Below are 11958 nucleotides of genomic sequence, written 5' to 3'. Positions count from 1 at the left end.
ACTCATCCATGAATCAATTACCTGTGAATGCATCATCGTCGGTAGAGACGAATCAGCCTGAGATCACCGATTCTGCCACGATCAATGAAACCTACCGCTATTGGCGTTTGCACATCATGCTCACCATGTATGTGGGCTATGCGGTGTTTTATTTTACCCGTAAGAATTTCAATTATGCGATGCCTTCCATGCTGGTGGATTTGGGGTTAGAAAAATCCGATATCGGCATGATGGGCACCCTGTTTTATCTCACCTATGGGGCGTCAAAGTTTTTATCCGGCGTGGTGTCAGATCGCTCCAACCCGCGTTATTTTATGGGCATCGGCTTGTTTGCCACTGGGGTCATTAATATTGCGTTTGGCTTTTCAGATGCATTGTGGGTGCTGATGACGTTATGGGTATTAAATGCTTGGTTCCAGGGGTGGGGGTGGCCGCCGTGTTCTAAGCTGATGACCACCTGGTATTCACGCTCAGAGCGGGGCTTTTGGTGGTCGCTGTGGAACACAGCCCACAACGTCGGTGGCGCACTGATCCCCTTGTTGGTGGGATATTTGACGTTGCATGCCAGCTGGCGACTGGGGTTCATTGTGCCGGGGATCATTGCCATGGTCGTCGGGCTGTTCGTGTGTTGGCGCTTGCGCGATAAACCCACCACCATGGGCCTACCGACCGTGGGGCAGTGGCGACGTGATCATTTAGAATTGGCGCAAGAGCGGGAAGGGCAAGGACTTAGTCACCGGGAAATTCTGACCAAATATGTGCTGCGTAACAAATACATCTGGTTACTGGCATTCAGTTATGTGCTGGTGTACATCGTGCGTACGGCGATCAACGACTGGGGCAACCTTTACCTGAGTGAGCAAAAAGGGTACGGCTTGATCCAGGCGAACATGGCGTTGTCTTTGTTTGAGGTGGGCGGTTTTATCGGCTCGCTGGTGGCCGGTTGGGGATCTGACCGTTGGTTTGGCGGTAACCGTGGCCCGATGAATTTGATTTTCGCCATCGGTATTTTCATGTCGGTCTCTGCGCTGTGGCTGATGCCGATCGACAGTGATGTGTTGTTGGCGGGCTGCTTTTTTGCGGTCGGGTTCTTTGTGTTTGGTCCGCAAATGTTGATTGGGATGGCGGCGGCCGAATGTTCTCACAAGGACTCCGCAGGGGCAGCCACCGGCTTTGTCGGGCTGTTTGCTTACATGGGCGCGGCCATGGCCGGCTATCCGCTGGCGTTGATTGTGGAGCAGTTCCAGTGGACGGGCTTTTTCACCGTGATTGCCATCGCTGGAGGCACGGTGGGGCTATTGCTGCTGCCGTTTTTGAAGGCCCAATCGAGCGTAAAGCCGACATAAATGAGCCCGACAGAACAGGGTAATGGCTCAGGCCGCTGCGAGATAACGGCGAGCCAGGCCGGCAAAGTCAGCGGCGGGGCGATCGAGAAAATCTTCAGAGATGAAAAAGTCATAACCGAGAAATGCGCGGTTGTATCTCATACGATTAGCCAGCATGGCTTGCAGCCCTTTTAGCACCTGTCCTGACGGGGTAATAAACGGCGTGTCATCAAACAAAATGTCTTCCAGCTGATACGGTGGATCGGCCATGTTCCTGTGTGCCATAACCAGTAAGATACGCTGCTCAATGAGGATCTTACTGGCCACGCGCGGGCAAATGGCTTCTACAAATTCTCCGTAGTCTTTTAATCGGATCCCTACCCAGGGGAGCGGTTGATACCACCCGTCGTTCCCGACACTGGCTTGGGCGATGCGGTCGATGTTCTTCCAGCGCGCTAACCAGCCCCCTTGATGGCTGTGAAATTGCAGGTGCATAAAGGTGAGGGTGAAGGTGAGTTCCGGGCCTTGTTGGTATTTGTAGCCGAGTAAAGCCAGCATACCGGCCATGAGCACAAGAATAGCAATGGCGGGGGCGGAAATGATTGGAAAGAAAAAGCCTAAAAGCGCCGCTAACACCACGCCGACTAATCCTCCCGCATACATCCCTGAAGAGGCCAGCGAGAAAGGCTGTTTGATGTAACGTGTTTCTAACTCGTTATCCATTATTAGGATCCTGTTACAGCTTTACTGCTTATATTATGGCTTACGTTATGGAATCGCGAACAGGATCACTTGACGTTAGATAACGATAAGAAACAGTGTGTTATAGGTATTATGTGCACATGGCTATTTATCCAGTATTTCGGCGTAATTATCAGTATTTGACCGCAAGTTGACCCAATTTCTGCATATTTTTCGGTAACACAAAAATTGCAAGAACGTGAAAAATGAGAGCCTGCCTTTCCTTTTTGAGTAAAATCATTTTTTGTTGCAGCTTAAATAACCGTTTGCTGGCAATTCTCTGACAGACTTGGTATAACACGCGCTTACTTTTTCCCGCTGGACGTATCGGTACTTCATCAGAAGTGGCTTGATAGGTAGTGGTGACTGAAAGTAGTGCAACGGAGTAGGAAATTTAATGAGAATCTCTCACAAACGTAAAGTTCAGCTAAAACTGCAAAAGCGCCTGAAAGGTGCGGCAGTGGCAGCAAAACCGGCAGCAGCGCAACCTGTTGTGAAAAAAGCACCAACTGCAGAAACAGTAAAGGCGGCTCCAGCGGCCAAACCTGTTGTTGAAGCGGCAAAGCCTGTAGAAGCGGCAGCTCCTGCTGCAGTTAACGTGGCATTGACGCCAAAGCAGCAGCAAGTGTTGGATATCGTGATTCAGCATGCTGACGGCATCAACCCGAAAGGGATTGGTCTTGAAGCAGGTCAGGAAGATGCGAAAGCGGCTTCTTGGGCGACTGGTGCGTTGAAAAAGCTGGTTGAAGAAAACTTGGTTGAGCGCATCCAACTGGCAGGCAACAAGGTACTTTACAAAGCACTTTAAACCCAAATTCGTTGGGTTTTCTGACCTTTTTCAGTAATACCTCGCGTGTAAATTTGCGTTTTGCCGCCAGACCCGTTCCTGTTTTTGATGACAGGGGCGGGTGTTATCTCCCTTCCTTCATTCCCTTTTTTACTCAACGTCCCCATCCTTCATCTTTTTACTTACTGTCGTTTCTCTCTCATCGCCGTTTCTCACCGAGCGTATACCCGCAATCCCTAGCTCTATCGCAACTTGTCTCATATTTGCGTCGAATGAGCACTTAACATGCGTCGTGTTTCATTATTCTGTCGTAATGTCTTAACTCTGCTATAACTTATTAATAATGGACTCATTCTCATATTTACAGTTTATCAGGGAAGAGTGACGTGGAGGCGAGAGTATGACAATGATAAGTGCTAGAGAGTTTTCTGACTGGCTGCGCAATCGCTTTGCAGGTGAAGAACAAGGGGTGAGCCTAACGCGTGCAGACATTAATCAGTTAACTGGACGACAAAGCTTCTCTTTAGGGTTTATTCACGACATTCATTATGAGCTTATGCAGCATGGCATGGCTTTCGTGACTGACACGTCCCGTGATGTGTTCTACTTGGTACCCGTATGTAACCGCCCGTGGCGACAGCAACTGGAAGATCAATTTGAGAGGGATCTTTTTTGCAACGTCTTGCCTCTCGATAAGTCTGGTTGAGCATCGACTTCACCAAGCAAACCAACAACGTGAAAGCGTTAGCCGTGACGGTACGCATGCCTTGCCTAATGATAATAACAATGAGGGCGAGAGTGAGGGATCTGAGACGCCTTAAAGGATGCTAAGTGCATTGCAGCAAACATGCATCATCGCAGCAAAAAAATAACGGGCCTGAAATGCCCGTTATTTTTTTATGTCAAAGTTTGTATGTCAAAGCAGGAGGGCGATTAAAGGACCGCCGCAATGCCTTTACACAGTGGTAGCATGTTTGACTTTGTCATACCTGCCACGCTGATACGGCCAGAGCCCACGATGTAGATACCAAACTCATCTCTCAGACGGTTAACCTGATCTTTGTTCAGGCCAGAGAATGAGAACATACCGTTCTGACGCTCAATGAAGCTGAAGTCTGCATCCACACCCAGATCTTTTAGCGTTTGTACAAACAGGGTACGCATCTCTTGAATGCGGTCACGCATGTCTGCCACTTCCTGCTCCCATTCTGCACGTAGCGCAGCATCATTTAGGATTTCTGTCACCACAGCCGCACCGTGTGCAGGTGGGTTAGAGTAAATCACACGCGCAATGCTCTTCACCTGGCTGAACGCTGTCACACCTTCTTCGTTGTTTTTCGCCACAAGGGTAAATGCACCAACACGCTCGTTGTACAGGCCGAAGTTTTTAGAGAATGAGCTGGCCACCAGCAGTTCTTCACACTTGTCAGCAAAAATACGCAGACCCTGTGCATCGTCTTCTACGCCTTTGGCAAAACCTTGGTAGGCGAAGTCGAACATTGGCAGCAGTTTTTTCTCAACACACAGATCAGCCAGTTGTTGCCACTGTGCAGCCACTGGGTCGATACCGGTAGGGTTGTGGCAGCAGCCGTGTAGCAGTACCACATCACCTTCTGATGCATTGTTCAGATCGGCGAGCATGCTCGCAAAATCCATGTCTTTGGTTTCTGCGTTGTAGTAGGTGTATGCCGCTGTTTCTAGGCCTGCAGCCGCGAAAACACCGTTGTGGTTCGCCCAAGTCGGGTTGCTGATCCACACTTTTACATCACCGAGCTGACGCTTGATGAACTCAGCCGCTACACGAAGCGCACCTGTACCACCAGGCGCTTGTGCGGTTTGTGCACGTTTTGAGGAGATGATTGGAGAATCTGCACCGAACAGCAGTTGTTGTACGGCAAGACCGTACTCTGCGGTACCCGGAATGCTTAGGTAAGATTTGGTGGTCTCTTTCTCAAGCAAAATCGCTTCTGCTTTTTTGACCGTAGCAAGTACTGGTGTATTGCCCGCTTCATTTTTGTAGATACCTACGCCGAGGTTAATTTTCTCTGCACGTGGATCGCTCTTAAACTCTTCCGTTAAGCCTAGAATCGGGTCTGCCGGTGCGGCGGTAATTTTCTCAAACATTGTCATCGTCCATGGGGGGTAAGAATAAACAGTCATTGACTACTTTATACCCCTATATGGAGGGCCTTGACAAGAAGTTGTAACAATTACGACGAATAAAAATTCGCTATGCCATAGAGTTGGCATTTTTTGGTAACAGTGGCGTCGAGAGCGGTTCTGTGACGCAACGCGGTTTACCGTAAAATGACAACAAAAATGGTGAAATCGCCATCAGAGTGTGCATTTGGTCACTCATTTTGAGGCGGTCAGTGAGGATAAAACGTCATTTTGAGATCGCGTAACGCATTGTTATGCATGAATAATGGTATACAGTCGTGCTCAATACATGGTGAAAAAACACACGGCAGGCGGCGTGTGTGTGGTGTTTTGGGCCGTAAATAGGTCAATTGGCTTGAATAAATACCGAGTAAAATGCGTATTTTGAGTGAAATGCGCTAAATGTTATGTGTTTGTCATTTGTCGCCATACAAACACGAAAGTGAGTGCCATGTTCATGGTGCCGTTGCGTGGCAAAAGGCGAAATGAATGGCAAAAGAAATGGCAATCAGACGGTCAATAGGTGAGCCATAAAAAGTGAAGGGGATGGAAGGGGAGGCTATTTGAAAATATGGAGCGATGCGATAAATAACACGATGCTATTTATCGCATCAAAAAGATAGGCTCTGCGATTACCTTAGATGAAAAAGGTATCTACATAGAGCTGCTCAACTTCTTTGCGCGCCCATTCGGTGCGGCGAAGGAAGGTTAGGCTGGATTTGAGGCTTGGGTTGCTGTTGAAGCAACGAATGTTCACGATACGGCCCAGTTCTTCCCAGCCGTAGTGATCCACTAATTCTTCCAGCAGGTTTTTTAAGGTAATACCGTGTAGCGGGTTATTCGGTTGAATATCCATGTGTGTAATATCTGTCTTAATAGGGTCTGCGCGCACTATAGCAGTTTGGACGCGTTGATTAAATCGCTGATGCAGCCCGTTAACGTGGATTTGGCGAGATAGGAGGGTGGTCCCAAGCACAGGTGTGATAAACTAAGGGTTACCCTTTGCAGCCGGTTATACTGACCCCGCTGCCTAATAATTGGAATTGACAGTGCTCAACAACGACATCTTGCGACGTATTCGCTATACCTTTGATTTTAACGATGCAGAAATGATAGAGATCTTTGCTTCTGCAGACCATGAGGTAACACGCGAGCAAGTTTGTGACTGGTTGAAGAAAGATGAAGATGCGGCATTTATTCATAAATGTACTGACCGCGAGCTTGCCATTTTTCTTAATGGTCTGATTAATATGAAACGCGGTAAGAAAGAAGGCCCGCAACCTGAGCCTGAGTCTCACCTGACCAACAATATGATTTTCATGAAGTTGCGTATCGCGTTGAACTTCCAAGCGGAAGATGTATTGGCGTTGATGGAGTCTGTAGACTTCTCGATGAGCAAACACGAATTGAGTGCTTTCTTCCGTAAGCCGGACAACAAGCATTACCGTGAATGTAAGGATCAGATCCTGCGTAATTTCTTGCTGGCTGTGCAGTATCACTTCCGTCCGGAAGATCGTCCAGTCGCGTAAATCGACAGAAAGACGGATTCAAGATTTAATATGATACGAATACAAAGGCTACCTGCGAGGGTAGCCTTTTGTTTATCTGATGATGCTTTTTGTTTGTCTGGAGAGCTATCTGAGCCAGCTTACTGATTGATCAGAATGTCGCCGTCGTGCTGGTTAAGCAGCATCTTCTGAATATTGAAGCCGCATAGCATCAGGATCAAACACCAGTTCAAGAATGGCAGCGTGCCTTTCTCCAGGCTTGTTGCCAACTGTGCCGGTTTCCATAAAAACGCGTCGCACAGGCTGTCGATCGTGATGCCTGTGAACGTGTTGTCGCCAATCACACGGTTGAACTCTTTTTCTGTCGGCATTTCAAAGGCCGTGTGGTTTCTAAAGGCCGTCGGTTTGAAGGCTCGCATCACTTTGCGGGCATCGACTTCAATCGGTTTCCCGTTATTTTGAATGTTTGGTCTGCCCGCCAGTGCGGCTAAGAAACACCAGCACGGGTAGGGGATTTCTGAGACATTTTCAGGTTCGCGTTTGTAGCGAGACATCCAGTCAGACATCTTTTTCTCTTGCATGCCTGTCAGGCGGGCAAGGGTTGCGGCATCATAACCGTAGTCTTTCAACAGGTTAATGATTTCAGCCACTTCAGATACCAAGGGTTTTGACCATTGGCTAGCGGGTAACAGGGCACTTTCTCTGATCATGATAGGCTCATCGTGTGTCGTCGTTATAAAAAAGGCTACCCGAAGGTAGCCTTTTGAGAGCGTATTTCGCATTACCGCGTTGGCGACAATGCCAGATAACGTCAATTAGAAGTTTGCAGAGCGTGGTGCACGTGGGAATGGGATCACATCACGGATGTTCGCCATACCGGTTACGTATGTTACCAAACGCTCGAAGCCTAGGCCGAAACCAGCGTGTGGTACTGTGCCGTAACGACGTAGGTCGCGGTACCAGTCCATGTGCTCAGGGTCGATACCCATTTCAACCATACGCTTGTCTAGTAGCTCAAGACGCTCTTCACGCTGAGAACCACCGATGATTTCACCGATGCCCGGTGCAAGTACGTCCATCGCCGCAACGGTCTTACCGTCGTCGTTCATACGCATGTAGAACGCTTTGATGTCTTTCGGGTAGTTCTTCACAACCACAGGGGCTTTGAAGTGTTCTTCAGCCAGGTAGCGCTCGTGCTCAGAAGACATGTCGATGCCCCACTCAACGTCGAACTCAAAGTCGCGGCCAGAATCTTTTAGGATCTGGATAGCGTCAGTGTAGTCAACCTGTGCGAAGTCAGAGGTCACGAACTGCTCTAGGCGAGAGATAGCATCTTTGTTGATGCGCTCTGCGAAGAACTCAAGGTCATCACGACGCTCTTCCAGTACCGCTTTGAAGACATACTTCAGCATGTCTTCTGCCAGTTTCGCCACATCGTCTAGCTCTGCGAACGCAACTTCTGGCTCAACCATCCAGAATTCCGCCAGGTGACGGCTGGTGTTTGAGTTTTCAGCACGGAACGTTGGGCCGAAGGTGTACACTTTGCTCAGGGCACATGCGTAAGCTTCAGCGTTCAACTGACCAGAAACCGTTAGGAACGTTTCTTTACCGAAGAAATCTTTATCGAAATCCACAGTACCCGCGTCAGTCATTGGCACGTTTGCCATGTCTAGCGTAGATACACGGAACATTTCACCAGCACCTTCACAGTCAGAGGCTGTGATCAGTGGCGCAGACATCCAGAAGAAGCCTTGCTCGTGGTAGAAACGGTGGATAGCTTGTGACAGACAGTTACGTACACGCGCAACTGCACCGATCACGTTAGTACGTGGACGTAGGTGTGCAACTTCACGGAGGTATTCAATAGAGTGGCGTGTTTTCGCCATTGGGTAAGTGTCAGGTTCTGCCACCCAGCCCACTACTTTTACTTCCGTTGCAGCTAGTTCAAAGTCTTGTCCCTTCGCTGGAGATGCAACAATTTTACCTGTTACCTCAACAGAGCAACCAGTGGTCAGTTTAAGTACTTCTTCCTGGTAATTATTTAACTCATTAGGGACCACGGCCTGAATCGGGTCGAAACAAGAGCCGTCATAAATGGCAAGGAAAGAGATTCCAGCTTTGGAATCACGACGTGAACGGATCCAGCCGCGAACAGTGACTTCACTGTCTACCGCGAGCTTACCGCTAAGTACGTCTGTTACAGGCGCGTAAGTCATGTGTAAATTATTCTCCGTTAAGGCACTTTACTTGTGTTAATGAAGGGAAAAACCACCTTCAACACAGTCCAAAGACCACATATTACCTGTCTTACGTTTCGCTTCAAGCCTTGTTATTACCTTAAAGAGTAATTTGATGGTGCGATTGCGCGAAATGTAGAGAAGAAAGCACAATAAATGCGCGAATTGTGTGCAAGGCGGTGTGTGTTGGGGGCGTCTTGGGCTTGTGTGTACAGGAAGAAAAACGCGCCACCTTCCATGGTTGGGGTGGCGCGGTGTGCTTTTCATTTTTGTTATCGAACGATGTGGTTAAGGTGCAGGGGGTTCCTCAAGGAACGCACATTGTTGGCCATCATTGAGAATGGTGCCGGCAGGAGGCCCAGCTGGCTCTTCTGGTGTCTCTGAATTTTCACCGCCTGTGTCACCGCTTTTTTCACCGCCAGTGCCATCACCGGCCGTACCATCACCCGTTTCGCCTTCTGCTGGCGGGGTCGGTTCGGGGGCTTCAATGGGCACCACGTTCGGTACATCGCTGGTATCGATCAAGGTGACAATGTCACTCCACATTTCCCCGTCGGTGGCTGCGAATTGCAGTGTTTCATCTGTTTGCCAGCGGGCCTGGTGATTGAAGGCCTTGATAGACAATTTCAGCCCGTCCGTATCGGTCAGTACAATGCGTTCATTCATCGATCCATCAATGGCTTCGTAATACAGCGTGCCGTCGTCTTCAATTTTCCAGCGGATGTCGATGTTAAAGCCACAGCCGTCTGAATCAATGTACTGCCCCAAGAAGAAGTCACCGGAAAAGTTATCGCTCAGCTTCAGGAAGCGTGAACTGTCGCTGGCAAACTGCAGGGCTTTATCGTCACTGGTATCCCCGGTGTTGCCCACCAGAAGGGTTTCCGTGAAGACAGGGTCGCGGTCAAACCAAATGGTTTTACATTGCGCGGCCTGGGTATTGAATTCATCCAAGGTTCGTGTCGTGACGGGCGTGGTGGTGGCTTGATCCCAACCCGAATCATTGGTGGTACAGGCGGCCAGACTGTTTGGTGCATATTGGCGTGCCATCAGGTTATTGATGGTGGCCCCGTTATCGGTTTGGCTAAATTGCTTAATGGCCAACAAATTTAACGTGTAGTCGAAGTTAGTCAGTGCCCAGTAGTTAAAAGTGGCCAGATCATTGGCGTCGGGCACGAGGGCTAAATAGCTGTCGGCAGTGAGGGTCCATTCGCGGTTGCCCGCATCCAGTTCAGTGTGGCGATACTGCTCCCACGTGCCATCTTCACGCAAGATCATGGCACTGATCTCCCCGTCGGCGGCAATTTGAACCAGTGAGTGATCAATCATGCTATCGATACGGGGTTGGTTGAAACGCTCGTCCCCGCCACACTCGGTGACGGCATTGAGGAACAGGCCTGCCGTCGCTTGTGAGGTATTACCAAAGTCACAATTGCCAAACGGTGGCAGATTATCGCGACTGGCGGCACTGATGATCTGTGCCTTGGCGTCATTATCAAAACCTGAGTAGTGATATTCGGTATTTTCCAGCAAGGTTTCCCCGATATTCACAAAGCCTCGGTCTTCGACCAAAAACAGATTGGCGCTGTTAAAGCGGTAGTTGGTTGCCAGTTGCTTGATGATATCCGGTACATCAAAGCGGATCAGCGATTGTCCGCCAACGGTGGTCGGGGCCCATGCGCCGATTTCCTGAATCGTCCATTCATCGGCCGCCACGTTGGTCCAGTAACGCACGGTGAAAAAATTATCATCGATCAGTTCGACAATGACGTTATCACTGAGCTGAAAGCCGTTGACGTCAGTAATGTCCGGCCCGATGTTTACCAGTGGGGTGATCACCTCATCCAGCGTGGTGTAGCCTGCATCGGGGGTGATGATCGGGAAAACGCGGCAAGTGTCTTGATCGTTGCTGGTATCACACAGCAGGTAGGTTTCTTTTTCTGGGCGCCAGGTGAAGTAAAACCCGGACGCACCTTCGTCAAAAGTGGCGTCATCCTTGATGTAGCGGGTGACGTAGTGGTTGTCTTTGCTTGATAAAAAGTCATGCATTTTTTTGCCGTTCAAGCTGTACACATTGGCATCAAGGGTGATACCTGCTTCATCGTCTTGTGTCAGGGCGGCATCGGTCAGCAGGGCTGTGGTTTGGGTGGCAAATACCACTTGTAGGTAGCTGAATAAACCTTTCCAGCCGCCACTGGTGAGTACCTGATGGGTAATGTCTTCCGTACCAAAGGCGGTGGATTCACTGAAATAGGTGAAGAACTCGCTCAGTGCGATATCAGTGTTGCCGGATTTCTCCCAGCGGAATTCATTGATGGTGGTCTCTACGCCATCATATTGGGTGCTGTCGACCAAAATACCGCTGCCACTGTTATTAGCAAAGCTGCCGACTTGCCAGTAACCGTCACTCAGGATCGCTTGAATATCGGCAATGGCGGCGGCCTGCTCCGTAAAGAAGCGTTCGACGCGTCCTGCGGTCATGGACTGCACAATCGACAGCGTCATCAGTTCTTTCAGGGTTAACCCTTGTACGCTGATTTTCGGAAACAGGGTGTCACGTAAATCAACGGCCATGTTGTTGATGTCTTGCAGGGCAAACAATACGCGGCCTTGTGGTGCATCTTCAAAAATCTCGCGAAATACCCCCCAGCCGCCATCTTCGACCACCCGTTGGGTAAAGCCGTAATAGGCCAGTGAGGATTCCAGTGTGATGGCCAATCGTTCGGTGGCCAGCGGGATCATGTACAAGCCTTCTGGCAGCGGTTCCCCTAAGGTGTAGACCGGCACGCCAGCAGGATCGATTAACAAGACGGCATTGATGCGAAATTGGGTCCCTGCATCCAGTTCATAGCGGCCATCGCCCAGAGAGAGCCAGCGCGTGATATCGATAGACTCAAACACGCGGCCGGTGTCATCCAGCCAAACGGCCGCAAAATTTTGTTCGGTCAGATCTTGCACCGCATCGGCATAGGCGGTCGGAAACCACGTCGTTTTATGCTGAGACAGTGACATACCGCTTGGTACATCTACCGAGACAGTAAAGGTGTTAGAAACCGGTGTTGGTGTCCCCGCGACCGGTGTTGGTGCATCGGTGCCGCCGCCACAGGCAGCAAGGAGCAGGCTGCAGGCAGCCCAGAGGGTGATTCCCAGATAACGGCGCATACGCTTTCCCCAAACAGTCGTAAACAAACAGCAAGAGTTAT

Annotated in this window: 10 protein-coding genes; 4 read left to right on the top strand and 6 right to left on the bottom strand. The window is 49.7% G+C overall.

Annotated elements, in window-relative coordinates; translation table 11 throughout:
- Nucleotides 1–8 precede the first annotated feature (8 nt).
- A complete protein-coding gene (uhpC, locus tag ABT58_RS09455) occupies nucleotides 9–1346 on the top strand; it encodes an MFS transporter (protein ID WP_047874147.1) in 1338 nt (445 codons plus the stop codon).
- Between the two features lie 27 nt (nucleotides 1347–1373).
- Here the strand turns inward: uhpC and ABT58_RS09450 are convergent, their stop codons facing one another.
- The gene (locus ABT58_RS09450) at nucleotides 1374–2048 is read right to left on the bottom strand and encodes a DUF2982 domain-containing protein (RefSeq protein WP_047874146.1); all 675 of its coding nucleotides are present in this window, start codon (nucleotides 2046–2048) and stop codon (nucleotides 1374–1376) included.
- A gap of 415 nt (nucleotides 2049–2463) precedes the next feature.
- On the opposite strand from ABT58_RS09450, the gene ABT58_RS09445 reads away from it, so the two are divergent.
- Nucleotides 2464–2874, top strand: coding sequence for a hypothetical protein (locus ABT58_RS09445; protein ID WP_047874145.1), 411 nt, complete (start codon nucleotides 2464–2466; stop codon nucleotides 2872–2874).
- 379 nt (nucleotides 2875–3253) lie between these two features.
- Nucleotides 3254–3559: a hypothetical protein gene (locus tag ABT58_RS09440; RefSeq protein WP_047874144.1), complete on the top strand. Its 306-nt coding sequence runs from the start codon at nucleotides 3254–3256 to the stop codon at nucleotides 3557–3559.
- Between the two features lie 227 nt (nucleotides 3560–3786).
- On the opposite strand, the gene ABT58_RS09435 is transcribed toward ABT58_RS09440, so the two are convergent.
- Both ABT58_RS09435 and ABT58_RS09430 read right to left on the bottom strand, forming a co-directional pair.
- Complete coding sequence (locus ABT58_RS09435; RefSeq protein WP_047874143.1) at nucleotides 3787–4977, bottom strand: amino acid aminotransferase; 1191 nt, start codon at nucleotides 4975–4977, stop codon at nucleotides 3787–3789.
- A gap of 673 nt (nucleotides 4978–5650) precedes the next feature.
- Nucleotides 5651–5869: a VF530 family protein gene (locus tag ABT58_RS09430; RefSeq protein WP_047874142.1), complete on the bottom strand. Its 219-nt coding sequence runs from the start codon at nucleotides 5867–5869 to the stop codon at nucleotides 5651–5653.
- Between the two features lie 193 nt (nucleotides 5870–6062).
- Between ABT58_RS09430 and ABT58_RS09425 the strand changes: the two genes are divergently transcribed.
- The gene (locus tag ABT58_RS09425; protein WP_047874141.1) at nucleotides 6063–6542 is read left to right on the top strand and encodes a YehS family protein; all 480 of its coding nucleotides are present in this window, start codon (nucleotides 6063–6065) and stop codon (nucleotides 6540–6542) included.
- Nucleotides 6543–6661: 119 nt separating this feature from the next.
- Here ABT58_RS09425 and ABT58_RS09420 read toward each other — a convergent pair whose 3' ends face one another.
- From ABT58_RS09420 to ABT58_RS09410, 3 genes are all read right to left on the bottom strand, one after another.
- The gene (locus ABT58_RS09420) at nucleotides 6662–7231 is read right to left on the bottom strand and encodes a hypothetical protein (protein ID WP_047874140.1); all 570 of its coding nucleotides are present in this window, start codon (nucleotides 7229–7231) and stop codon (nucleotides 6662–6664) included.
- A gap of 105 nt (nucleotides 7232–7336) precedes the next feature.
- Nucleotides 7337–8737, bottom strand: a complete 1401-nt coding sequence (gene asnS, locus ABT58_RS09415; RefSeq protein ID WP_047874139.1) for an asparagine--tRNA ligase — start codon at nucleotides 8735–8737, stop codon at nucleotides 7337–7339.
- A gap of 309 nt (nucleotides 8738–9046) precedes the next feature.
- The gene (locus ABT58_RS09410; RefSeq protein WP_047874138.1) at nucleotides 9047–11917 is read right to left on the bottom strand and encodes a hypothetical protein; all 2871 of its coding nucleotides are present in this window, start codon (nucleotides 11915–11917) and stop codon (nucleotides 9047–9049) included.
- Nucleotides 11918–11958: the final 41 nt, after the last annotated feature.

It is taken from the genome of Photobacterium aphoticum, from assembly GCF_001029435.1.
Classification (GTDB): domain Bacteria; phylum Pseudomonadota; class Gammaproteobacteria; order Enterobacterales; family Vibrionaceae; genus Photobacterium; species Photobacterium aphoticum.
Note: the sequence above shows the minus strand (reverse complement) of the source record. Positions and strands in the feature narration are given on the sequence as shown.